We start from the raw sequence: 24,123 nt of genomic DNA on the forward strand, positions 1-24,123 counted from the left end.
CAACGCGCCTCGGCACGAGGCTGCCGACCCCTTCTTCACGAAAGATCCGGGTTAGCAGCGCTGCGCACGCCGCGCTGGCGGGCGTCGCCGCGGTGATAGGCTCGCGGTCATGAAGATCGCCACCTGGAACGTCAACTCCCTCACCGCCCGCCTGGACCACGTGCTGCGCTGGCTGGCCGCTAACCCCGTGGACGTGCTGTGCCTGCAGGAACTGAAGATGACCGACGACAAGTTCCCGCTGGACGCGCTGCGCGAGGCGGGCTATGAGGCGGCGGTCTTCGGCCAGAAGACCTACAACGGCGTGGCCATCCTATCGCGCCAGCCGGCGCGCGAGGTCGTCAAGAACATCGTGGGCTTCGACGACGAGCATGCGCGCGTGATCGCGGCCACGGTGGACGGGCCCAGCGGGCCGCTGCGCGTGGTCAACGGCTACTTCGTCAACGGCCAGGCGCCCGACTCCGAGAAGTTCGTCTACAAGATGAACTGGCTCAACGGCCTGCAGGCCTATCTGCGCGCCGAGCTGGCCGCCCATCCGCAGCTGGTGCTGCTGGGCGACTTCAACATCGCGCCCGAGGACCAGGACAGCTACGACCCCGTGGGCCTGGCCGGCACCATCCACCACACCGAACAGGAGCGCGCGCACTTCCGGGCGCTGCTGGACCTGGGCCTCACCGACAGCTTCCGCATGTTCGAGCAGCCGCCCAAGAGCTTCAGCTGGTGGGACTACCGCATGCTGGGCTACCAGAAGAACCGCGGCCTGCGCATCGACCACATCCTCGTGAGCGCGGCGCTCAAGCCGCAGGTCTTGGGCTGCGTGATCGACCGGGTGCCGCGCAAGTGGGAAAAGCCCAGCGACCACGCGCCCGTGGTCCTGGAACTCTGATCACTCCAGGCCCAGTTCCTGGATCTTGCGCGTGATGGTGTTGCGCCCGATGCCGAGCTTCTGCGCGGCCTCGATGCGGCGGCCGCGCGTGTTGTTCAACGCGGTCAGAATCAGCTTGGACTCGAAGCGCCGCGTGAGCACGTCCCACACGTCGTGGCGGTCGGCCGCCAGCAGCTCCAGCGCCTCGGCCTCCAGGCCGCGCTCCCAGGCGGCCGCTGCCCCGCCCGGCGGCACCAGCACGTCCGCCACGGGCGCCGGCTCGCCCGGCACGAACGCCTCGGGCACCGGGCTGCCGGCCACGGGGTCCTGCGGCTCGTAGCCGGCCAGCGGCCGCGGCACCGCCGCCGGCGGCTGGGCTGCCGCATTGACGGCCACGGTCAGCACCTCCGGCGGCAGATCCTTGGCCTCGATGACCTGGGCCGGCGCCATCACCGTGAGCCAGTGGCACACGTTCTCGAGCTGGCGCACGTTGCCGGGAAAGTTGAACAGGCCGAGCTGGGCCAGCGCGGCATCGGAGATGCGCTTGGGCTCCACGCCCAGCTGCGCGGCGCTTTGCTGCAGGAAGTGCCGCGTGAGCATGGGCACGTCCTCCTTGCGCTCGCGCAGCGGCGGCAGGCGCAAGCGGATCACGTTGAGGCGGTGGAACAGGTCCTCGCGGAACACGCCTTCGCGCACACGCTGCTCCAGGTCCTGGTGCGTGGCGGCGATCACGCGCACATGGGCCTTCACGGCGTTGTGCCCGCCCACGCGGTAGAAGTGGCCGTCGGACAGCACGCGCAGCAGCCGCGTCTGCAGGTCGAACGGCATGTCGCCGATTTCGTCGAGGAACAGCGTGCCACCCTCGGCCTGCTCGAAGCGCCCGCGCCGCATGGTCTGCGCGCCCGTGAAGGCGCCGCGCTCGTGGCCGAAGAGTTCGGACTCCAGCAGGTCCTTGGGGATGGCGGCGGTGTTGATCGCGACGAAGGGACCGTTGGCGCGCGGCGAGTGCTTGTGCAGCGCGCGCGCCACGAGCTCCTTGCCCGAGCCCGACTCGCCCGTGATCATGACCGTCACGTTGCTCTGGCTGAGCCGGCCGATGGCGCGGAACACGTCCTGCATGGCCGGCGCCTGACCCAGCATCTCGGGCGCGGCCGCCATGCGCTCTTCCGACACTTCCTCGCGCTGGCTTTCCTCCACCGCGCGGCGGATCAGTTCCACCGCCTTGGGCAGGTCGAAGGGCTTGGGCAGGTATTCGAAGGCGCCGCCCTGGAAGGCCGAGACGGCGCTGTCCAGGTCGGAGAAGGCGGTCATGATGATGACCGGCAGGCCGGGATGCAGCTCCTTGACCTTGCCCAGCAGATCCAGGCCCGACCCCCCGGGCATGCGGATGTCGCTGACCAGGATCTGCGGCCCGTCCTCGTCGCCGGCACCCTCCAGGGCGGCCAGCACTTCGCGTGGATTCGTGAAACTGCGCGTGGGCAGGTTCTCGCGCAGCAGCGCTTTCTCCAGCACGAAGCGGATGGATTGGTCGTCGTCTACTATCCAGATCGGCTTCATCGTCACCTCGGGTCGGCCCGCCTCGGAAGCCGCGAGCGGTTGCTCAGGGCAGCGGGATCAATAGCTTGAAATCGGTTCGGCCAGGAACGCTCTCGCATTCGATCAGTCCATGGTGCTGTTGCACGAAGGTCTGCGCGAGCGTGAGCCCCAGTCCCGATCCCCCATCCCTGCCCGACACCAGCGGGTAGAAGATGCGGCTCTTGATCGACTCCGGGACCCCCGGTCCGTTGTCGATGACATGCAATTCCAGTGCCAGTCGATAGCGCTGCTTACCAAAGGTAACCTGCCGCGCGACGCGCGTGCGCAAGGTGATCTCGGCATCGCCCGCGGCCACGCGTTCGGCCAGCGCCTGGGCCGCGTTGTGCGTGATGTTGAGCAGGGCCTGGATCAGCTGCTCGCGGTCGCCGCGGAATTCGGGGATGGAGGTGTCGTAGTCGCGCACGACCTTCAGGCCGCGCGGGAACTCGGCCACGATCAGCGAGCGCACGCGCTCGCAGACCTCGTGGATGTTCACGTCGCCCACCACGTGCGGACGCCGGTGCGGCGCCAGCAGCCGGTCCACGAGGCTTTGCAGCCGATCGGCCTCGTGGATGATGACCTGCGTGTACTCGATGAGGTCGCGCGAGTCGATCTCCATCTCCAGCAGCTGCGCCGCGCCGCGGATGCCCCCCAGCGGGTTCTTGATCTCGTGCGCGAGGTTGCGGATCAGCTCCTTGTTGGCCTGGGCCTGGTCGATCAGGCGCTCCTCGCGGTCCTGGCGCGCCTGCTGCTCCAGCGGCAGCAGCTCGATGATGATCTCGCCCGGCTCCTCGGCCGGCGCCACGATCACGTGCACCGGCAGCGGGTCGTAGGTGGCGCGCTTGAGGAAGGCGTCGTAGCGCAGCGCGGCGAACTCGTTGCTCTGCGCCCCGTCCAGCGCGTTCTGCACGAGGTGCGGCTCGGTGAAGAAGTCGGCGAAGGACGAGCCCTCGATCGTGCGGCGCGAAAAGCCCAGGGCGTCCTCGAGCGCGGCGTTGGCGAACAGCACCGTGCCGTCGGCCCGCAGCACCGTGACCAGCGTGGCCAGCAGGTCGAAGGCGTGGAAGCGCGAACTCGTCGCGGGCGACATGGGCCGCACGGGCCGGGTCTTGCCGGGGGGGCTGGTGGGGCTCATTGGGCGGCCGGCAGGCGCGCGATCTCGCGCTTGATGCCGGCGATGTCGCTGTCGTTGCGGGCGATGGCGGCCTTCATCTCGGCCACGCGGTCCAGGTAGCGCTGGTGGTTGCGGCTCTCGATGCCCATCTTCTCGGGCTCGCCGTTGTTGTATTCCTTGAGCAGTTCGGCCTGGCGCGCCTCGGCCTTCTTGAGTTCGGCCTCGAGGATGCGGCGCGCCTCGGCATCGCGCGTGCGCTGCGCGCTGTCCTCGCTGCGCGGCGCGGCGGCAGCCGGCGCGCGGACGGGGCCGGCGGTGGCGCCAGGACGCGGCTTGGGGCCTTCGATGACCGTCACGTTGCCGCCTTCCACGAGCTTGCAGCCGCGCTGCTGCGCCTCGCGCACGTCGCGGATGTTGTTGGTGTACTCGTTGCCGCAGCGGTAGACCTGGGCCCAGGCGGCGGGCGCGAGCATGGCGGAACACAGGGCAAGAACGGTGGCAGTCTTCATGCGTCGGATCAAGAGGGTCCTTCGGGTCGGTCGCAGCGCATGGTAGCGCGCGCCTTTGATCCTTCCCGGCGGCACGCTCCATGAAAAAAGGACGGCCGGGGCCGTCCTTTGCTGTGACCGCGCCGGCCGCCACAAGTTGCGGCGGACCGGCATGCGGCTTACAGCGAGTAGTACATGTCGAACTCGACCGGGTGCGGCGCCATGCGGAAGCGCGTCACTTCGGTCATCTTGAGTTCGATGTAGGCGTCCAGCATGGAGTCGGTGAACACGCCGCCCTTCGTCAGGAAGGCACGGTCCTTGTCCAGGTACTCCAGGGCCTGGTCCAGGCTGTGGCAGACGGTGGGGACCAGCTTGTCCTCTTCCGGCGGCAGGTGGTACAGGTCCTTGGTGGCGGCTTCGCCCGGGTGGATCTTGTTTTCCACACCGTCCAGGCCGGCCATCATCAGGGCCGAGAAGGCCAGATAGGGGTTGGCGGACGGATCGGGGAAACGCGCCTCGATGCGGCGGCCCTTGGGGTTCGCCACGTAGGGGATGCGGATCGAGGCCGAGCGGTTGCGGGCCGAGTAGGCCAGCTTGACCGGGGCTTCGAAGCCGGGGACCAGGCGCTTGTAGCTGTTGGTGCCGGGGTTGGTGATGGCGTTCAGCGCGCGGGCGTGCTTGATGATGCCGCCGATGTAGAACAGCGCGAAGTCCGACAGGCCGGCATAGCCGTCACCGGCGAACAGGTTCTTGCCGTCCTTCCAGATGGACTGGTGCACGTGCATGCCCGAGCCGTTGTCGCCGGCATAGGGCTTGGGCATGAAGGTGGCGGTCTTGCCGTAGGTGTTGGCCACGTTCCAGACCACGTACTTCAGCACCTGGGTCCAGTCGGCACGTTCGACCAGCGTGGAGAACTTGGTGCCGATCTCGTTCTGGCCGGCGCCCGCCACTTCGTGGTGGAACACCTCGACCGGGATGCCCAGGCTTTCCAGGATCAGGACCATCTCGGCGCGCATGTCCTGCGTGCTGTCGACCGGGGGCACCGGGAAGTAGCCGCCCTTGACGGTGGGACGGTGGCCGCGGTTGCCGCCTTCCAGCTTGGCGCCGCTGTTCCAGGGGGCTTCGTACTCCTCGATCTCGCTGAACACGCGGCCGGGCTCGTTGCTCCAGCGCACGCCGTCGAAGATGAAGAACTCGGGTTCCGGTCCGAAGTAGGCGGTGTCGCCCAGGCCGGAGGCCTTCAGGTAGGCTTCGGCGCGCTTGGCGATGGAACGCGGGTCGCGGTCATAGGCCTTGCCGTCGCCCGGCTCGATCACATCGCACTGCAGGAACAGCGTGGTCTCTTCGAAGAAGGGGTCGATGTTCGCGGTGCTCGGATCGGGCATGAGCTGCATGTCGGAGGCTTCGATGCCCTTCCAACCGGCGACCGAGGAACCGTCGAATGCATGGCCCGACGTGAACTTGTCTTCGTCGAAGTGGGACACCGGCACGGTCACGTGCTGCTCCTTGCCACGGGTGTCGGTGAAGCGGAAGTCGACGAACTTGACTTCGTTCTCCTTCACCATTTTCATCACGTCTGCGACGGTCTTGGCCATCAAAAAGCTCCTGGGGTTGGTTTGGGGTCTACGGATAAGACGGGGGACTCGGATGCAGGTTCCGTGCCAAATGGGTGCGCACCAAAACCGGCCGATCTGCGCGGACCCGTGCGCGAAAGGCCCGCCGCGACGGGCCTACATCCTACAGCGCACGTGCGCCAAACCGGTTGTTATGCACGCTTCTGGTGCGAAATGAATCAATCTCCAATTTGGTGCCTACGAGCGCACCAATTCAGGGCCGAGCGGCAGGGCCTGGTCCTGCAAGGCCTGCAGCAACTCGGCATAGGCCGGCGCCGCGGCCGCCGGATCGCCTTTCACACCGAGTTCGATGTGGCGGCCGTGCTCGGGGTGGTCGACGCTGGGCAGACTGAACACCTTGACGCCGGCATGGCTACGCTCAATGCGCTCCATGAGCGGCACCAGGGCCGATTCCATGGCGCCGTAGACGACGACCGAGCGCTCGACCCACGCCGCGCGCCGGTGCAACCCCGCGTAGTGCGTGTCCAGCACCCACTCGATCATGGGCCAGGCCATGACCGGAAAGCCCGGCACGAAGTGCACATGGCCCAGGCTGAAGCCGGCGATCTTGTTGTAGGGGTTGGGGATGATGGCCGCGCCCTCGGGGAACACGCCCATGTTGAGCCGGTGCTGGTTGTCCGGCCGGTCCGGCTCGTAGGGCAGGCCCTGTTCGCGCGCGACGTCCTGCATGCGCTCGCGGATCAGCGCCGCGGCCTCGGGATGCAGCACGAGCGGGCGGCCCAGCGCGGCACCGGCGCACTGCCGCGTGTGGTCGTCCGGCGTGGCGCCGATGCCGCCGCAGGAGAACACCAGGTCGCCCGAAGCGAAGGCGCGCGCCAGGGTGGCCGTGATGCGCTCGGGCGCATCGCCCACATAGTCGGCGTAGGCCAGTTGCATGCCGCGCGCAGACAGCAGTTCGATGACCTTGGCCATGTGCTTGTCGGCGCGCTTGCCCGAGAGGATCTCGTCGCCGACGATGACCAGGCCGACCGCTGTCGGCAGCGTCTCAGGGAGGGGGGAGTGGCGTGGGGGCATAGGGACGGGAAGAAGAGGAATCGGCGTCGCCCTGCTCCACCAGCACCGCGCTGGGCGCTGGCCAGGCGGCATCGGCCGGGGCGACCTGCACGCTGGCGGCCTTGGCCCGCATGGCTTCGAGCGCGGCCAGCGCGTAATGCGTGAACCACAGGGCGGAGAAGGCGAACACCAGCGTGTAGAGCCAGACCGAGACCGGCACCAGCACCGGGGCCAGCACCACCGTCAGCGCGCCCCAGGCCCAGACCAGCGCGGGCGCGGCGCCCAGGTAGCCGGTCAGCACGCCCAGCGTCAGCAGCGTGAAGCGGTGTTCGCGCATGAGTTCCGTGCGCTCCGCCTTGCTGGCGTGCTCGGCCAGCACGTCGTAGGACATCACGCGGTAGGTCAGCCAGCCCCAGATCAGTGGCGGCAGCACCAGCACCAGCGGCGGGATCAGCCACAGCGGGATCGACAGCACCAGCACCACCAGCGCGGCCACGGTGGCCCACAGCGCGCCGAACAGGCTGCCGAGGAAGGAGCCGCCGCGGCGCTTTTCCAGCCGCGGGAAGCGCCGGTCGCCGACCAGCGCGACCACCGAGGGCGTGACCAGTCCCGCGACCAGCAGCAGCGAGAGCACCACCACGAGCGGCGTGACCAGCGCGATCAGCAGCAACGGCGCCACGGCCGCCTGCACGCCGCCGAAGCCCAGGCCCTGCAGCCAGCCCATGACGGTGCCGAACAGCGGCCAGCCGTGCAGCCAGGCGCGCATCCAGGCCACGGCCGGCTCCCAGAAGAAGTAACCCAGGCCCAGCGAGAGCACCGCCATCAGCACCAGGGGCAGGACCGACAGGGCGATGACGCGCGGATGCAGGCAGTACGCCGCCGCGCGCCAGAAGGAATCCATGAGCAGACGCATGGCTGGAGGATACCCCGCTGCTCAGGCCCGCCCGACCAGGCGCAGCACGCCCAGCCATTGCTGGCGCCAGAAGCCGCGGCCGTAGTCGCGCAGGCCGCGCGCGCCGGGCTCGACCTGGTCGCGGATGCCGGTTGGGTCGTAGCGCAGCGCGAAGTCGGCCGTGCGGAACAGCATGTCCCACCAGGGCAGCAGCACGCCGAAATTGACGCCGCCCAGGCGCCTGGGCTGCTGCTGCGACTCGTGCCCGATGCCGATGCTGTGGTGCCGGCGGTGGAAGCGCGGGCTGACCCACAGCCGCTCGCCCCAGCGGCCGAACCACAGCCGCAGGTTGGCGTGGTGGAAGTTCTCGGACAGCTGCGTGAGCGCTACGATGGCGACGAACTGGCCCGGCCCCACACCGATCAGCTGCGCCAGGACGACCAGGATGGCGTCGCGCAGCACGTCGTCCAGCAGGTGGTTGCGGTTGTCGCTCCACATGGTCATCTGCCGCTGCGAATGGTGCAGCGCATGCAGGCTCCACCACCACTGGAAGCGGTGCTGGCCGCGGTGGATGCAGTAGTCGGCGAAGTCGAACACCAGGAGGTAGAGCACGAAGCTGACCCAGGCCACGTCCGTCACGCCGGGCCACAGCCCGTCCAGGTGCCAGGTCGACAGGCCCTGCACGCGCAGCCAGCCGAACACATCGTCCATCCAGGGCTCGAGCGTGAAGAACAGCGCCAGGCGGAACAGCCCCAGCCGGTGCACCAGCGTGTAGAGGATGTCGGTGCGGATGGCGGCGCGGTCGGTCACCGGCTCCACGGGCCGCCAGCGCTGCAGGGGGCCGATCACGAGCAGCATGGCGGCGATCTGCAGCAGGCCGACCAGCAACCAGCCGGTGGCCGTGAACGCGTCCTCCAGCCAACCGCCCAGGCCGATGGCGAACACCGCGGGCTGCACCAGCGACTCGAACAGCCACTGCTGGGCCGTGCCGAACAGGTCGGTCAGCGACTCCATGGCGGGTCGTCCCTGTGCGCGGCGATCCAGCGCTGGTAGTCGGGGTGCTCGCGCAGCGTCGCGAAGCACATGCCCTTGGCCTTGAGGCCCTCGATCAGCGGCTCCAGCACGGCAGGGGCCCAGGGGTCCTTGCGCGACCAGATGCCCAGGTGGGCCACGAGGATCTGGCCCGGCCTGATGTCGCGCAGCGCCTTGGCCAGCAGCTCGGCGTTGGAATAGCGCTCGCTGGGCAACTCGTCGCCCAGGAAGCCGGCCGGCGCCCAGCCCACATGGGCATAGCCGCAGCCGCGCGCCACCGACAGCAGCGTCGGCGAGGTGCGCCCGCCCGGCGCGCGGAACAGCGGCAGCGGCGGCTGGCCCGTGAGCTCCTCGAGCCGGCGCGCGGCGCGGCCGATTTCCTCGCAGTACTGGGCAGCCGTGAACAGCCGGGTCTGGCCGATCTGCGGGCCGGCCGAGGCGCGGATGCGAAAGCGCGCCGTGCCGTCGCGGCCGGGCGGCACGTCGGCGCTCCAGTAGACATGGTCGTAGGTGTGCGAGGCGAAGGCATGGCCTTCCTGCGCGCGTGCGCGCCACCAGGCGGCCCAGTCGTCGCCCAGGCTGCCGTCGCCCTGCTGCGTGGCCTCGTTGGCGGCGAAGAAGGTCACGCGCACGTCCTGGCGCTTGAGCACGTCGGCGATCAGCGGGGCCACGCCCATGTGGCCGGTGTCCAGCGTGAGGTAGACCGGCCGCGTGCAGTTGGCCGCAGCTTGGCCGCTCAGGACCAGCGCGACGGCGGCCGCGATGGCCTTGCGCAAGAACAGGCCACGCTCAGCGCGTGGCATGGTCCAGGGTCCAGACGCCATGCGGCGAACGGCCGACCTTGACCTGCTGCACGAGCTTGCCGGTCTGCAGATCGAGCACGCTGAGCTTGCGCGCCCAGCGCGAGGTGAAGTACAGCAGCCGGCCGTCGGCCGACAGGTCCATGCAGTCCGGCCCGCCGGGCGCGGCAAAGCTGGCCACGGCCTCCAGGGTCTGCAGGTCGATCTTGCTGATGGTGTTGGCGACACGGTTGCTGACGAAGACGTGGCGCCCGTCGCCCGCACTGCGGAAGGCATGGGCACCGTTGCCTGTCTTGATCAATTTGGCGGCGCGGGGTTCCTTGCCCGAAATGTCGAACACCTGCACGCCGTCGGCACCGGTCAGGCCGACCAGCAGGCTCTTGCCGTCCGGCGTGCCGAACACGTCGGCCGGCATCTTGCCGGTGGGCACCTGCCAGCGGATCTGCTGGGTGGCCAGGTCCACGGCGATCAGCTCGTCGCTGTCCTGCACCGAGACGTAGGCCGTGGTGCTGCGCGCGTCGATCCAGATGTGGCTGGGCGTCTTGCCGGTGGACAGGCGGCGCGCCAGCTGCAGGTCCTGGCCGTTCCAGCGGTACAGGTCGACGTGGTTGAGCCGGTTGGCGGCGATCACCAGCCACTTCATGTCGGGCGAGAAGCGCAGATGGTAGGGGTCGACGATGCCCGGCACCACCTTCTGCACCTCGGCCGTGCGCGGGTCGATGAAGGTCAGCGAATCGCTCAGCGCGTTGGCGACGATCACCGACTTCTCGTCCGGCGTCATGTACAGGTGGTGCGGCTCCTTGCCGGTGGCGATGCGGCGCGTTTCCTGCCAGCTGACCGGGTCGATCACGCTGACGGAGGCGTCCAGGGAGTTCAGCACGAAGACCGGAGCGCGCTGCGCCCGGGCCGCCAACGGAGACAGCACGGCCAGCGCGAGCAGCGCGGCGCCGAGCCGAAACAGAAACGAGGATTTCACGACACCCTTTGCACGGAGCGCGCAGTGTAGCGCCGCCGTCTGTCAGCCAGCCGTCAAGGCCGCCAGGTCCGCGGTACGCAGCCAGCGCATGAAAAGCCAGGGTGTCACCATAGGAAGCACAGAACGTGTGGCCAGTTCATGGCGCTCTACCAGCCCCGCCCGCCGCAATGCCCCCGTGCGGCGGGTAGGCCAGGGCGAGCAACAGCGCTGTCATCACGCAGTAGAACGCCGCGACCATGGACGTTGCGAACATGACCTCGGTCAGGCCGACGCCCAAAAAGCCCAAGGCCAGCAGCAGGCCCATCAGTCCTGCAATGCGTTGGTCTTTTGCCCCGTGACGCATGGCTTTAAAGAAGTACCAAGCGGGCACCAGCCACACAGCAAGGATCGCGACTCCACCGACGATGCCCAGTGTTGCGAGATTGAACAGGAATTCGTTGTGCGAATGGCGGTAGCCTGTTGCAGTCGGCGTGATCCATCCCTTGCGCGCCATCTCGACCATGGCCTGGCCATAGTGCTGGCGGCTGACCCCCAGGATGGGATTGGACTGGAACACCACCCAAGCAGCAGTCCAGAGCTGGAGGCGATTGCCAACCGAACTGTCCAGGCCGTGGCCCGCTCGATACTCGATCACCTCGGTGTACGCAGAATCGATGCGCTCGCGAACATGCCCGCTGAAGTGGTAAGCCAGAACGAGCGTCGCCAGCAGCAGCCCGATTCCGGCCAGCTTGGTGCGCGAGCGCAACGGCGCGAGCCAATACAGGAGGGGCATCAACAGCGCCAGCGCGAGCCAGCTACCACGCGCGCCAGACAACAGCAGGACATAGAGTCCTGCGATGGCACCGATCATCTTGGCGACCACAGCAGCGCGTCCGGCACGCGTTGCCGGATCAGACCAACCGATCGAGATCAAGGAAAACAACCCCAACAACATGGCAATGCCGCTGAATGGCAGCAGATTGGTGAAGAGGATTTGGTTCGGCCGTATCTCCTCGGACACGGCAAACCGGTGCGTCAGGATGACTGCAGCGGCCACAGCGCCTGCCACGCATCCCCACTCGAAGAGCTTGAGCCAGCGGGCTGGCACCTGGCGAAGCAACCAGAGGATGGGTGCCAGCAACGCCAGTCGAAGTGGCGTGTCCAACTCTTTCAGGTCCTGCAACACCTGCGGCTCGCGCAGGGCCACCGCCAGCGTGCTGAGGCCGGCGGCCACCAGAGGCAAGGCCAGGCCGACGCAAATTGGCCACCAGCGAACGCCGCCGGGCAGCGGCGCAGAAGCTCGCCGCCACCGCCACAGCGCGCCCACCAGCGCCAGAACCAACAGCAGGAACAGCAAGCGGTTGGCACTGCCGCGCAGCACCAAAGTCGAGGCCGGAAGCAAGGCAGTTGCGCAGGCAGCCAGCCCTAGGAGCGGACCGGGAAGCGGCATGGTCGCGTTCGACACCCGCATCATGGGGCTGGCAATGCGCGGCGCAGGCTGACCGAGAACGCCAAGAGATCTTCGACATGCGTTCGCACACGAGGCGAATAGCACAGGTGCGCGAGAGGATCGGCCAAGCGTGCATCCGGCTGAGCAGCACGCCGAACTGCTCGGCCAATGGCATCGGTCAGGGATTCGGGATGACTGGCATCAAAGGTCAGGCAGGCCTGTGGTGACAACGCTTCGGTACTGCCGATCCCGCTCGGCAAGACGGCAGGCGTGCCGCACAAGACAGACTCCGGTCCGACCAGTCCAAACGGCTCGTAGCTGGATGCCAGGATCGTGAAATCTGCGGCGCGGTAGCAATCCTGAATGTCCTGCCGATAGCCCATATATCGGATGCGGTCAGAGCGCGCGTCGACGGGCCGGCCCGCCACGAGCAGCACGACCGGCGATGGATGGGCGGCAAAGGAGCGCTCAAGCAATGGATAGCCCTTGCGCTCATGGCTAGTCGAGGGAAAGAGAAATGCCGTCGTGCCCGCAGCGATGCCCAAGGCGCACCGCAGTTCGGCACGGCGACGGGCGTCCACGGGGCAAAACATTACAGGATCCACAGGCGGATACAAAACCCGGAGCCGTTCGGCGGACACGTCGTAGAAGTCGCGCAACTCACGCGCCATCATTTCCGAGTGTGCCAACACCAGATGCGCGTTCGCGTAGTGCTGGCGTTCCAGTGCGACCTGCCATCGGTCCCAACGGGTGGCAGGACGGCCCGAATGCCGAAGGTGGCCCAGATGGGTGCCGCCGCAAATGGCGATGTCCGAGATCACGGTGCGGCTGCAACCGATCAGCAGGTCGATGCGGTAGCGTGCCTTCAACGCCCGCATGCGTGCCGAGACGTAATGGTCCCGCAACTTGCCCGGTAGCGCCCATACGGGAATACGCACCGGCTCGATCCAGCTGTACTCGGGAATCGCCGTGTCGAAATCCCGGGCGAAAACGACCGGTTGCAGGCCCAACTCACGCAAACCCTTCACCAGGTCGACGGTGTAACGCTCCATGCCGCCACCGTAGCCAAAGCGGTGGCAAGCGATGCCCAGCCTCATGCCATGACCCGCGGGAAAGAGAACCGGTGCCTACGCTCACCAGAGCGGAGGCCCGCAGACAGGGGGGCCAGGGCGGCGCCGATGCGAAGCGAAACTTCCACTTCCGTGTGCGCCACATCCACGTGGCCTGGGGAAAACAGATCGTCCTGCAACTGCATGGGTGAACGCTGGGTCAGAGACCTCCGCGACAAGCCGGTAAAAAGTGGGCCGCCGATGATAGCGGCAGCGCGTTTTGCTCTGCCATGGCCTGAGAAACGTTCGCCCACCTGGAACCCAGCACCGCCGCGACATGCGCAAGGCATGTCGGCACTGTCAGCATGTCTATGCAGGAGTTTCCGATCGCCTAGGGTGCGCCGCATGCAAGGCGTCGCTGCGTGTAGCGCCGCCGTCTGTCACCCAGCCGTCAGGGCCGCCAAGTCCGCGGCGCGCAGCCAGCGCCATTGGCCGGGCGCCAGGTCGGCGGGCAGGGCCAAAGCGCCGATGCGCGAACGGTGCAGGCCTTCGACGCGGTTGCCCACCGCGGCCAGCATGCGCTTGACCTGGTGGTATTTGCCGCTGGTCAGCGTCAGCCGCAGGTGGCGCGCGGCGCCGTCGGCATCGACGATCTCGGCCGCTGCGGCCTGCACCGGGCGCGGGTCGTCGTCCAGCACCACGCCGCGCAGCAGCGCATCGACTTGCCTGGCATCCAGCGCATGCTTGGCCTGCACCTCGTAGACCTTGGGCGTGAGCTTCTTGGGCGAGGTCATGCGGTGCAGGAACTGGCCGTCGTCGCTGAGCAGCAGCAGCCCGGTGGTGTCCTGGTCGAGCCGGCCGACGGCCTGCACGCCCTGCAGTGCGCCCTTCTGCGGGCGCTGGCGCAGCGGCGCGGGCAGCAGCGTGTAGACGCTGGGGTAGGCCGAGGGCTTGTGCGAGCACTCGGTGCCGGCCGGCTTGTGCAGCAGCACGTAGGCCTTCTCGAAGTACTCCCAGTCCTGGCCCTGCACGCGAAAACGCAGGCCTTCGGGTTCGAAGTCCGCGGCCGATTCGGTGCAGGGCAGGAAGACGCCATCGGCGCCCGCCACGGCCACATGGCCCTGCTGGACCAGCCCGGCGCAGACGCGCCGCGTGCCGAAGCCTTGAGAAAAGAGGATGTCCTGCAGCTGCATGGGTGGACGGGCCAGGCGCGGCCCGCAAAAAACGGCCGCAGATGATAGCGGCAGGGCACACGCCCCCCCGCCTATGGCCTAGGAGCGCGGCAGTTGGCACGGCCCCGATGCAAGAATCCACCGTACTGATCGCCGGCGCCCTGGCCGTCCAGGCCCTGAATCGCGCCCACGACGGCTGCTGTCCCCAGGCGCCAGAAGCAGGCCGCAGCCAGGGCTCGGGTGGGAGGGGCCGTTCCCACGTTCTCAGCGCAGGAAACGCAGCACGTCCCCGCCGAAGCGCTCGGGATACTGGAACAGGAAGCCGTGGCCCGCATCCGGGTAGAGCACCAGCGTGGCGTCGGGCAGGGCCTGGGCCATCGCATAGGAGGCATAGGTGGCCACCATGGTGTCGTGCCGGCCGTTGGCGACCAGCACCGGCTGGCGCACCGCGCCCAGCCGCGGCAGCAGCGAGGCCGCCGGGTCCTGCAGCGCGAGGGCCGAGGCCAGCTGCGCCTGCCAGGCCGCGGCCTCGACCTGCCGCACGAAGGCGTCGGGCCGCTGGCGCAGCCGCGCCAGGTAGTCGCGCCCGGCCTGCTGGCTCGTGGCCGTGGGCTCGAAGAACAGAAACAGGAAATCCTCGTCGGAGTTGACCGGCTTGGTCGCCACCTGCCAGACCGCCGGGCTGCCGACGTCCGGGTCTTCCGGCAGGCCTGGCACATGGCCGGGGCCGGAGCCGGCGACCACGGCGCGGCGCACCAGCGCCGGATGGTCCAGCAGCAGCTGCAGCGCCACGGTACCGCCCATGGAGAAGCCCAGCACGTCCAGCTCGGCGATGCCCAGCGCCTGCGCGAAGGCGGCGGCGTTGGCCGCGAAGGCCGCCACGCTGGCAGGCGGCGTGCCTTCCGAACGCGCGAAGCCGGGCTGGTCGAACAACAGCACGCGGCGCTCGGCCGCCAGCACCGCGAGCAGCGCGGGGTCCCAATGGTCCATGGTCCCGCGGAAACGGTTCAGCAGCAGCAGCGGCACACCGCCCTCCGGGCCCAGCGCACGGTAGGCGACGAGGTCGCCGCCCACGCGCACCGTGCGGGTGGGCGCGTGCGTGGCAGACGTGGCCGCCGCCGGCTCGGCGAAGACAGCACAAGGGCGCAAGGGAAGGCGAAGAAGCGGCATGGCGAAGGCTCCGGTGGCTGAAAGTGCCTGCATCTTCGGACCGGCGCGCGCAGCTGCCATCCCCCTGCGGACCTGGCTGCAGACCCCGCCTAACGGCGATGCCGCCATGCCGTGGCGCCTCTACAACCAAGGCTCCTCCTCCGTATGCCAAGGACCGCCATGCACCCTCGCCTTCCCCGATTCCTGCCCGTCCTCCTGGCCTGCGCCACCGCGCTGGCCTGCTCCGCTGCGCAAGCTGAGCCACAGCGCGTCGCGCGCTGGGAGGTCGAGCGTTTCGTGCTGCTGTCCGCCGACGTGCGCCACCCCGAGGGCCTGGCGGCCGATCCGGCCTCGGAGCAGCTCTACGTCGGGACCTTCGACGCGCGCATGCCGCCATCCGCGCGCAACAACCAGCTGCTGCGCTACGCCGCCGACGGCCGGCTGCTGGCGCAGCGCAGCTTCGGCGAGAGCCCGTTGACCGGCCTGGCGGTCGCGGACGGCAAGCTCTACCTGTTGAATTTCGGCGCCGGGCGCCTGCAGCGCATCGCGCTGGACTTCGACGCCGCGGCGCCGGTCGAGGACGTCGCGCGCTTCGAGGCCCTGGCACCCGCAGCACCCGCACCGCGGCGCATCGACAACCCGGACGGCAGCCAGGACACCGTGGTCTTCGGCGCGGCCGGCCTGCCGGCCATCAACGGCATGGTGTTCGACCGCGCCGGCAACCTCTACGTGTCGGACTCGTTCCAGGGCGCGATCTACCGCATCGCCCAGGCCACGCGCTGCGCACCCTGCACGGTGAGCACGCTGCTGCGCGACCCGCTGCTGGCCACGGCTGGTGCCCTGCCCTTCGGCGCCAACGGCCTGGCCCTGAACGCCGACGAAAGCGTGCTCTACATCAACAACGCCGGCGACGGCCGCGTGCTGCGCCTGCCCCTGCCCGATGGGCCCTTGACGGTGCTGGCCGAAGGCCTCTACGGCGCCGACGGCCTGCAGTTCCACGGCGGCCGGCTGTGGGTCGTGGCCAACCAGATCGACACCGTGCTCGCGCTCGACGAGGCCGGCCGCGTGCGCGGGCGCGCCGGCGCATTCCTCGGCATCGCGGCCGACGGCGCGCCCGAGGGCCTGCTGTTCCCGGCCAGCACGGCCGTGCTTGGCGACTGGATGTTCGTCACCAACCTGGCGCTGCCGCTGACCGCCCGCACGGGCGACGAATGGGAAGAGGAGGTCCAGCGCTGGTCGCTGTCGCGCTTTCGGCTGCCGGCCCGCCCGTAGCTCTCTCCAAGGAGCAGTGCGCGCACACCCCATCCAATGCCGGCCTCCCCCCACCAAGGCGCTGCAGCAGCCCCACTCCGACGCGGGATGCCGCGCAAGGCGGCGCAGCCGACCATGGCGGCGTGCCATGCACAGGCGCACAACGCTTTCCTCGAAAGGATCTCCCATGCCCCCCTCGTCCCTCGCCACGGCAACCGCCTCCCGCCGCCAGGCGCTGCTGGCCGGCGCTGCCTCGGCCGCGCTGGTCCTGCCGGCCCGGGCCCGATCCCCCCACCCCTCCACCAAAGGAACCCAAGCCATGAGCACCATCACCACCCAAGACGGCACCCAGATCTACTACAAGGACTGGGGGCCCAAGGACGGCAAGGTCGTCAGCTTCAGCCACGGCTGGCCGCTCAGCGCCGACGCCTGGGAAGCGCAGATGTACCACCTGGCCTCGCACGGTTTTCGCTGCATCGCGCACGACCGCCGCGGCCACGGCCGCTCCAGCCAGCCCTGGAACGGCAACGAGATGGACACCTACGCCGACGACCTGCACGCCTTGTTCACGCAGCTGGACATCCGCGGCGCCATGCTGGTGGGCCACTCCACGGGCGGCGGCGAGGTCGCGCGTTACATCGGCCGCCACGGCAGCGCCCGCGTGGCCAAGGCCGTGCTGATGGGGGCGGTGCCGCCCATCATGCTGAAGTCGGCCAACAACCCGGTCGGCCTGCCGATGGAGGTCTTCGACGGTTTCCGCACGGCCTACCTGGCCGACCGCGCGCAGTTCTTCCTCGATGTCGCGAGCGGCCCCTTCTTCAACTTCAACCGGCCCGGCGCCAAGGTCTCCGAAGGCCTGATCCGCAGCTGGTGGACACAGGGCATGATGTCCGGCCACAAGAACGCCTACGACTGCATCAAGGCCTTCAGCGAGACCGACTTCACCGAGGACTTGAAGCGCTTCGACGTGCCCACGCTGATCATCCACGGCGACGACGACCAGATCGTGCCGATCCAGGGCGCGGCCCTGCTGTCGGCCAAGCTCGTCAAGGGCGCGGAACTGAAGATCTACAAGGGCGGCAGCCACAGCCTGGGCGACACGGCCAAGGAGCAGCTCAACGCGGACCTGCTGGCGTTCGCGCGCGCGTGAGGCAGCACGCAGCCTCCGTGCGCAGGCGCTGGCGCGGATGCCGCAGACGCCGGTCAGCGCGCCGCAGGCTGGCCGACGAGTGCGCGCGCACGGCGCACGTCGGCCGTGCCGGTGCCGCCCTGCATGCGTCCCAGCAGCTCGGCCAGCTCGGCCCGGGCGCGGGCTGCGTCCGTGCACAGCTTCAGTTCGAGCGCCGTGGTGCGCGAGCGCAGCTCCCAGGCCAAAGCCCCCTGGCTGGCCGCCAACGCGATCGCCGCGGACAGCATCCCGGCCGCCTGCCCACGCGACAGCTCGCCTGCCGCCAAGCCGCGCAAGGCCTGGGCGCGCCGCACCTCCGGCGCGCACCAGCGCACCAGATCGTCCGCCGCGCGGCGCAGCACCGTGGGGCCGACCAGGTCCACATGCAGCGTCGCCAGCACGTCGAGCTGGCCTGCCTGCAAACCGGCCTGTTCCGGATCGAAGGGCAGCGGCGCACCGGCTTGCACCTGCATCGCCGCGCGGTACACCCTGGGCCAGGATTGCCAGAACACCAGGCCGTGCTCACGGCTGCATTCGTCCAGCTCTTGCACATACGCGCTGGCCGCCACTGCGTTGCCGCACCACAGCGCCACCGGACAGGCCGCGAACGCCAGCGCATAGGCCAGGGAGAGTGCGTGGTCCACGGCCTTGGCAGCCTCCACCGCTTCCTGGGCGAGGCGCATCGCCTCATCGGGCCGCCCGCGCAACCACAGGATGCGCGCCAGGTGCGTGAGCGAAGCCGGCCGGTGCTCGAACTGGTAGCCGTTGCCGCGCGTGTACCGCACTGCTTCTGCCGACGGATGCAGTGCCTGCTCCGCATGCTGCTGCGCGGGCTCCTGCAGGCCCAGAAAGTGCAGGCACACGGCCCGCATGCGGTGGTGGATGTAGGCCAGCTGCGGATCGGCTGCACGCTGCGCGGCCAGCCCGTAGGCATCGGTGTCTTCCAGTGCGCTGGCGTACTCGCCGCGCAGCAAGCGCGTGCCGTAGCGCACCCACAGTGCGCGCAGCTCATCGCCCGGGCTGGCCAGAGCGCGCGCGATCTCCAGGCTGCGCTCCAGCGCCTGCACGGCTTCCGGGGCGCCGCCGCGCAGCGCCACCGTGGCCTGCGCGAACTCCAGCGAGAGTTGCATCTCCAGCGTGCCGCCGCTGTCCTGCAGGGGCAGCCGCTGCAGCGCCAGCGCCAGCCGGCCCTGGTACTCCTTGACCAGCCACAGCCCGAACCACAGCGCCGGTGACTCGGCCACCAGCCGCGCGCCCAGGTGTGCGTCGCCGTGCGCGCCGAAGGCCCAGGCCAGCGCGGCCCGCATGTCGTCCACCAGGCGGCCGTGGCGGTCGCGCCAGCGCCGCGGCAGCAGCGTGTCCAGTTCGACAGCCGCGGTGGCCACCGCCGCCAGGCAGTACAGACAGTGGCGCCGGCCGATGTCGGCGTGGTCGTCGTCGGCCTGCAGCCGTTCGCGCGCGTAACTGCGCGTGGTCTCCAGCAGCCGGTAGTGCACGCCGTCGTCGGACGCGTCGGCCACCACCAGGGACTTGTGCACCAGGCCCATCACGGCGCGGGCCACGCTCTCCTCGTCGGACTGCGCTACGCGCTCGGCAGCCTGCAGGCTGAAACGGTCGCGGAACACCGACAGCCGCCGCAGCACGCGCTGCTCCGGCGCGGACAGCAGCTGGTGGCTCCACTCCAGCGTGGCGCGCAGCGTCTGGTGCCGCGGCAAGGCGGTGCGCAGACCCAGCGTGGGCAGGGACAGATGGTCGTCCAGTTTCTCCAGCAAGCCCGCCAGGCCGAAGAAGCCGACCTGGGCGGCCACCAGCTCGATGGCCAGCGGCATGCCGTCCAGGCGCCGGCAGACCGAGGTGATGGCGGCCGCGTCGGCATCGCCGAAGCTGATGCCGTCCAGGCTGGCCGCGGCGCGCTCGACGAACAGCTCGAAGGCGGGATAGGCCAGCGACTGCGCATAGTTCAACGCCTCGTCCGGCGGCGGGGCCGGCAGCGAGCCCAGCCGCTGCACCCATTCGCCACGCGCCCGCAGCGGCTCGCGGCTGGTGGCCAGCACCTGCACCTGGCGTGCACCGGCCAGCAGCGTCTCGACGAAGCGCGCCGCGTCGGCCACCAGGTGCTCGCAGTTGTCCAGCACCACCAGCAGCCGGCGGTCGGCCAGCCAGGCCAGCAGGTCGCGCAACGGGTCCTCGGTGCGCAGCGGCACGCCCAGGGCGGTCGCCAGCGCGCTGGGAATCAGGCTGCCATCGCCCAGCGCGCCGAGGTCGACGAAGCGCACGCCGTCGGCTTGCTGCGCGCGCAGCCGGTCGGCGGCCGCCAGCGCCACCGTGGTCTTGCCCATGCCGCCCGGGCCCACCAGCGTGACCAGGCGGCGCTCGGCCAGGGCCGCGCAGACGGCGGCGATGGCCTCGCCGCGGCCGATCACACGCGTCAGCGGCGCCGGCAGCGGACTGGGCTCACGCGCGCCATCCTGCAGCGCCGGCCCCTGGGTCTCCGGCCGGGCCGCGAGCCGCACGACCGGCACCACCAGGCAGTAGCCGCGCATCGGCACGTTGGTGATGAAACGCGCGCCCGACTGCCCCTCGCCCAGGGCCTTGCGCAGGGCCGTCATGTGCACGCGCAGCGCACCCTCTTCCACCACCGCCTGGGGCCAGACGCGGCGCATCAGGGCGTCCTTGCCGACGATCTCGCCGGCCTGCTCGACCAGCGCCACCAGGATGTCCATGGCGCGGCTGCCCAGCCGCACCGGTTCGCCTGCCTGCAGCAGCGCGCGCCGGCCCGGGCTCAGCAGGAAGGGGCCGAAGCGGTACTCCACCGGCGCCGCCTCCGCGCCGCGGCCCGCCGGGACGGCACGCCCGGCGGGAGCCTCGTCGGCGGGACGGGATGGATGGGCCATGGTGCGCGTGGCGAGCCGGCCAGTTCAGCGCGGCACGGCGCGGCGCCCGGCCTGCGGCGCCGGTCGGCGCAGCCGCAGCGGGCGGCCCTGGCGCAGCAGCGCGACCAGATCGGGCTCGTGCAGGAAGGCCTCGCCGAACGAGAGTGCATCGGCCAGGCCGCCGCCGCAGGCCAGCACCGCCGGCACGGCCTGCCCTGGCACCGCCAGCACCAGCGGCCCGGCGAAGACGCGCCGCATCTGCGCCATGGCGGCAGGCTCGGCGGCGGCGGCGTGCAGGTAGGCGATGTCCATGTCCGCCAGCTGCCGGGCCATCGGCACGGCCGGCCGCAGGGCCGACAGCCAGACGCCGACGCGGCGCGCCGGCCACACGCCCAGCAAGGCCTGCACCACGTCGGCCAGCAGGCGCAGGCCGCGCCCGCCGTCCCCTCCCACGGCCAGACCGGGCAGGCTGGCATAGCCCGCGATCAGCGATGCCGGCAGCGCGGCGGGCGCCGCGTCCAGCTCCACGGCGTCGAAGCCGGCGTCGCCCGCGTTCTCCGCAGCGCAGCGGTAGTCCTCCAGCACGGCCTCCAGCGGCGCCAGCCGGTCGCTCAGCAGCGCGCCCGGGTGGCACAGGTGGGCCACGGCGTAGCCGCCGCGCGCGTGGATCGCGTCGGTGACGTCGCGCCACAGGTTGACCTGGTCGGCAGCGTACAGGCCGGGTGTGCGGCCGAAGGCATCGCCCGGCGCCACCAGCACCGGTTCGCAGACGACCATGCCGCCCGGTGTGGCGCGCTGCGCGTAGTAGGACACCATGTGCGGCGTCGGCACGCCGCGCGGCGGCAGCGCGCGGCGCAGCGCCCAGGCGCCGACCACCACGCGGTGGCGCAGCGCGATGTCGCCAATGCGCAGCGGCATGAACAGGGGCGAAGCAGGCCCCGCGGCCATTTGGCCGGCGGCGGTGGGCAATGTCAGAACGCTCATGTCGGATCCTTCGGCACGAGCATCGGCGCAGCGCCTGCGGCGGCGCAAGTTAAGGCTTGTTAAGAGTCGCCGGCCGCAGCTCACGGCACCGCCCGGGCGGCCCCCGCCAGCCCCCGGTAGCGCCGCACCTCGGCGGCCAGGAAGGACTGCGCCTCGGCGTCCGTGGCCAGCGGCACCGGCGCCAGGCCCATGGCGGCCAGCTGCTGTTGCACCGCGGCGTCCTGCACCGCCGCGAGGGCTGCTGCACGCAGCGGCTCCAGCGCCGGCGCGGGCACGCTGGCCGGCACCAGCAGCGCGCTCCAGCTGCGGTGCACGAAACCGTCCAGGCCGAGCTCCTCCCACGTGGGGACCTGCGCGAAGCCTGGCACGCGCTCCGTGGCCGCCACCGCCAGGAGCTGCAGCCTGCCCGCCCGCACGAGGTCGGGCACGCCGGCTGCCAGCGGCAGGAAAGCGGCATCCACGACGCCGCCCATCAGGTCCTGCAGCAGGGGCGCCACGCCACGGTAGGGCACGTGCAGCCAGCGGGCACGCGTCCGGCGGACGTAGTCGTCGGCCACAAGATGGGCATTGGAGCCCACGCCGTAACTGGCCAGCCGGAGCTCGGCATCACCGCGCACCGCGCCAGCGGCCAGGCTGGCCCATGAGGCCAGGTCCAGGCCGGGGCGGGCCAGCAGGGCCATGGGCGCGCTGCCCAGTACTGCCAGCAGGCGGAACTGCTCTGGGCGGTACTTCAACTCGGCGTTGAACAAGGGGGCCAGCACCACATCGCTGTCGGTCCCGGCCACGAGCGCAGCGCCATCGGCGGCCGCCAGCGCATGCTGCAGGCCGATGGCGCCCGCCGCACCGGCGATGTTGTCGACGACGACTTCGCGCTGCAGGTGGTGCCGGAGCGTGGGCGCGACCAGGCGCGCCTGCGCGTCGAGGATGCCGCCGCTCGGATAAGGCACCACCAGGCGCAGGCTGCGCCCGTCCTGCGCCTGGGCGCCCGGGCCCAGGGCCAGGCCCAGGACGATCCAGCATGCCGTCCACCACCGCCGCATCCGCACCTCCAGTTCATCGGGCTGGCGCGCATGCTAGGCAGGCATGGCGCGGCCGGCCATCCCCCAGAAGGGGCAACCAGCGCGCCGTACGGACAGATGGGCACCGCCGGACCGGCGCCTTCAGCGGGCCCGCGCCAGCCATTCCCGCGGCGACAGGCCCAGCCGCTGGCTGAAGAGCCGCGACAGCGCCGACGCACCGCCGTAGCCGAGCTCGTCGGCCAGCTGCTTGACCGGACGGCCTGCACGCAATCCGGCCTGGGCCAGCGTGAGCCGCCAATCGGCCAGGTAGGCGGCCGGCGTCTGCCCGACCACGGCGTGGAACTGCGCGGCGAAGGCGCTGCGGGACATGCCGGCCCGCTGGGCCATCGCTTCCAAGGTCCAGCCGTGGCCAGGGGCTTCGTGCACCGCCACCAGCGCGCGCGCCAGCCGCGCGTCGGCCAGGCCGGTCAGCAGACCGCTCTGGATGCCGGCCTCGGCCGGGTGGTCGATGCACCAGCGCAGCAACTGGATCAGCACGATCTCGAACAGCCGGTCGGCCAGCAGGCGCTGGCCGCAACGCAGCCGCTCGGTCTCGGCGAACAGCAGCGCCAGCGCGGCTTGCAGCCCCTCCACACGCGCCAGCGGCAACAGCACCAGCGCGGGCAGGGCGCGCACCAGCGGGTTGGCCGCGCCGCCTTCGAACTCCAGCTCGGCGCAGACGAAATCCGAGCCCTCCACAGGCGGGTTGTGGAACACATGGGCCAGGGGCCGCGGGTAGAACAGCAGGCTGGGTTCCGTGACCTGCAGCACGCGCGGCAGGCCGCTGCGCGCCGCGTGGCGCAGTTCCAGGCGGCCGCTGCGCATCACGTGCAGGAAGCCGCGGCCCGGCAGCGCCGGGAACGGGCTCACGCCGCACAGCGGCCCCTGGTGGAACAGCCGTGCGCGCACGCGGCAGCGCTCCAGCAGCGCGGACAGGCGGTCCAGCGGGTCGATCGGAGTTTCTGGACGATTCGGCATGATCAATGGACGATTCGCGCCCAATGGTACAGACATGGCGCGCACACTGAAGCCCTCATCCACACCGAAAGGAAATCACCATGTCCCGCATCCCCCTGCTCTCCGCGTCCGACACCCACGGTGAGCGCCAGCAGCTGCTGGCCCAGATCCACGGCGCCTTCGGCGCCACGCCCGCGATGTTCCGTGCCGTCGCCCACTCCAGCGCCGCGCTCAAGAGCATGTGGGGCAGCTTCGGCGCGCTGGGCGCGGGCGTGATCCCGGCGAAGCTCGGCGAGCAGATCGCCGTGGCCGTGGCGCAGCGCAACGCCTGCCACTACTGCCTGGCCGCCCACACCCTGCTGGGCCGCAAGGCCGGCGCCACGGCCGACGAGATGGCCGCGGCCCAACGCGGGGAATCGGCCGATGCGCGGACCGCCGCGGCGCTGCGCTTCGCGCTGCGGCTGGTGGAGGCGCGCGGCCAGGTCGATGCCGCCGAGGTCCAGGCCCTGCGCGACGCCGGCTTCAGCGACGAAGAGGCCGTCGAGATCGTGGCGCATGTGGCGCTGAACCTGTTCACGAACTACGTGAATATGGCTTTCGACGTGCCGGTGGACTTCCCGGCCGTGCGCCTGCACCGCCAGGACGCCTGAACGTGAACCCTACGGCG

21 protein-coding genes are annotated in these 24,123 nt (G+C 70.3%); 4 read left to right on the plus strand and 17 right to left on the minus strand.

Features of this window, described 5'->3' with window-relative positions:
* The first annotated feature begins 109 nt into the window (after positions 1 to 109).
* Entirely contained in the window at positions 110 to 883 is a 774-nt protein-coding gene (gene xth, locus IE209_RS27300) for an exodeoxyribonuclease III (protein ID WP_189690037.1), read from the plus strand.
* Here xth and ntrC read toward each other — a convergent pair whose 3' ends face one another.
* The 13 genes from ntrC to IE209_RS27365 form a co-directional block, all read right to left on the minus strand.
* A complete protein-coding gene (gene ntrC / locus IE209_RS27305) occupies positions 884 to 2,419 on the minus strand; it encodes a nitrogen regulation protein NR(I) (protein WP_189690038.1) in 1,536 nt (511 codons plus the stop codon).
* 43 nt (positions 2,420 to 2,462) lie between these two features.
* Entirely contained in the window at positions 2,463 to 3,527 is a 1,065-nt protein-coding gene (gene glnL, locus IE209_RS27310; RefSeq protein ID WP_189690103.1) for a nitrogen regulation protein NR(II), read from the minus strand.
* 41 nt (positions 3,528 to 3,568) lie between these two features.
* A complete protein-coding gene (locus IE209_RS27315) occupies positions 3,569 to 4,060 on the minus strand; it encodes a hypothetical protein (RefSeq protein WP_189690039.1) in 492 nt (163 codons plus the stop codon).
* Between the two features lie 158 nt (positions 4,061 to 4,218).
* Positions 4,219 to 5,634 carry a type I glutamate--ammonia ligase gene (gene glnA, locus IE209_RS27320; RefSeq protein ID WP_189690040.1) on the minus strand — a complete coding sequence of 472 codons (1,416 nt, stop codon included), beginning with the start codon at positions 5,632 to 5,634 and terminating at the stop codon, positions 4,219 to 4,221.
* Between the two features lie 216 nt (positions 5,635 to 5,850).
* Positions 5,851 to 6,687, minus strand: a complete 837-nt coding sequence (locus tag IE209_RS27325; protein WP_189690041.1) for a competence/damage-inducible protein A — start codon at positions 6,685 to 6,687, stop codon at positions 5,851 to 5,853.
* Entirely contained in the window at positions 6,659 to 7,579 is a 921-nt protein-coding gene (locus tag IE209_RS27330) for an EI24 domain-containing protein (protein ID WP_145546146.1), read from the minus strand. Before IE209_RS27330 ends, IE209_RS27325 begins: the two co-directional genes overlap by 29 nt.
* Positions 7,580 to 7,600: 21 nt before the next feature.
* Positions 7,601 to 8,572 (minus strand): sterol desaturase family protein, encoded by a 972-nt coding sequence (locus IE209_RS27335; protein WP_189690042.1) that lies wholly within the window; start codon positions 8,570 to 8,572, stop codon positions 7,601 to 7,603.
* The gene (locus tag IE209_RS27340) at positions 8,560 to 9,393 is read right to left on the minus strand and encodes a polysaccharide deacetylase family protein (RefSeq protein ID WP_229883077.1); all 834 of its coding nucleotides are present in this window, start codon (positions 9,391 to 9,393) and stop codon (positions 8,560 to 8,562) included. Before IE209_RS27340 ends, IE209_RS27335 begins: the two co-directional genes overlap by 13 nt.
* Entirely contained in the window at positions 9,380 to 10,366 is a 987-nt protein-coding gene (locus IE209_RS27345; RefSeq protein WP_189690044.1) for a YncE family protein, read from the minus strand. Before IE209_RS27345 ends, IE209_RS27340 begins: the two co-directional genes overlap by 14 nt.
* 136 nt (positions 10,367 to 10,502) lie before the next feature.
* Positions 10,503 to 11,702 carry an O-antigen ligase family protein gene (locus IE209_RS27350; RefSeq protein ID WP_189690045.1) on the minus strand — a complete coding sequence of 400 codons (1,200 nt, stop codon included), beginning with the start codon at positions 11,700 to 11,702 and terminating at the stop codon, positions 10,503 to 10,505.
* Positions 11,703 to 11,815: 113 nt separating this feature from the next.
* Entirely contained in the window at positions 11,816 to 12,892 is a 1,077-nt protein-coding gene (locus tag IE209_RS27355; RefSeq protein ID WP_189690046.1) for a glycosyltransferase family 4 protein, read from the minus strand.
* Between the two features lie 392 nt (positions 12,893 to 13,284).
* On the minus strand, positions 13,285 to 14,037 hold the full coding sequence (locus IE209_RS27360) for a 16S rRNA pseudouridine(516) synthase (RefSeq protein WP_189690047.1): 753 nt from the start codon (positions 14,035 to 14,037) through the stop codon (positions 13,285 to 13,287).
* A 243-nt stretch (positions 14,038 to 14,280) separates the two neighbouring features.
* Positions 14,281 to 15,186: an alpha/beta fold hydrolase gene (locus IE209_RS27365; protein WP_189690048.1), complete on the minus strand. Its 906-nt coding sequence runs from the start codon at positions 15,184 to 15,186 to the stop codon at positions 14,281 to 14,283.
* A 159-nt stretch (positions 15,187 to 15,345) separates the two neighbouring features.
* On the opposite strand from IE209_RS27365, the gene IE209_RS27370 reads away from it, so the two are divergent.
* The gene (locus IE209_RS27370) at positions 15,346 to 16,437 is read left to right on the plus strand and encodes an SMP-30/gluconolactonase/LRE family protein (protein WP_189690049.1); all 1,092 of its coding nucleotides are present in this window, start codon (positions 15,346 to 15,348) and stop codon (positions 16,435 to 16,437) included.
* 166 nt (positions 16,438 to 16,603) lie between these two features.
* Complete coding sequence (locus tag IE209_RS27375) at positions 16,604 to 17,566, plus strand: alpha/beta fold hydrolase (protein WP_229883079.1); 963 nt, start codon at positions 16,604 to 16,606, stop codon at positions 17,564 to 17,566.
* Positions 17,567 to 17,619: 53 nt separating this feature from the next.
* On the opposite strand, the gene IE209_RS27380 is transcribed toward IE209_RS27375, so the two are convergent.
* The 4 genes from IE209_RS27380 to IE209_RS27395 all read right to left on the minus strand — a co-directional run bounded on the left by IE209_RS27380 (position 17,620) and on the right by IE209_RS27395 (position 23,477).
* Entirely contained in the window at positions 17,620 to 20,478 is a 2,859-nt protein-coding gene (locus tag IE209_RS27380; RefSeq protein ID WP_189690051.1) for an ATP-binding protein, read from the minus strand.
* 24 nt (positions 20,479 to 20,502) lie between these two features.
* Positions 20,503 to 21,441 (minus strand): oxidoreductase, encoded by a 939-nt coding sequence (locus IE209_RS27385; protein ID WP_189690052.1) that lies wholly within the window; start codon positions 21,439 to 21,441, stop codon positions 20,503 to 20,505.
* An 80-nt stretch (positions 21,442 to 21,521) separates the two neighbouring features.
* Positions 21,522 to 22,481 carry a Bug family tripartite tricarboxylate transporter substrate binding protein gene (locus IE209_RS27390; RefSeq protein ID WP_189690053.1) on the minus strand — a complete coding sequence of 320 codons (960 nt, stop codon included), beginning with the start codon at positions 22,479 to 22,481 and terminating at the stop codon, positions 21,522 to 21,524.
* A 120-nt stretch (positions 22,482 to 22,601) separates the two neighbouring features.
* Positions 22,602 to 23,477 (minus strand): helix-turn-helix transcriptional regulator, encoded by an 876-nt coding sequence (locus tag IE209_RS27395; RefSeq protein ID WP_189690054.1) that lies wholly within the window; start codon positions 23,475 to 23,477, stop codon positions 22,602 to 22,604.
* Positions 23,478 to 23,557: 80 nt separating this feature from the next.
* Here IE209_RS27395 and IE209_RS27400 point away from each other — a divergent pair, with 80 nt between their 5' ends.
* The gene (locus IE209_RS27400; RefSeq protein ID WP_189690055.1) at positions 23,558 to 24,106 is read left to right on the plus strand and encodes a carboxymuconolactone decarboxylase family protein; all 549 of its coding nucleotides are present in this window, start codon (positions 23,558 to 23,560) and stop codon (positions 24,104 to 24,106) included.
* Positions 24,107 to 24,123 lie beyond the last annotated feature (17 nt).

This window comes from Pseudorhodoferax aquiterrae, assembly GCF_014652235.1.
Taxonomy (GTDB): Bacteria; Pseudomonadota; Gammaproteobacteria; order Burkholderiales; family Burkholderiaceae_C; genus Pseudorhodoferax; species Pseudorhodoferax aquiterrae.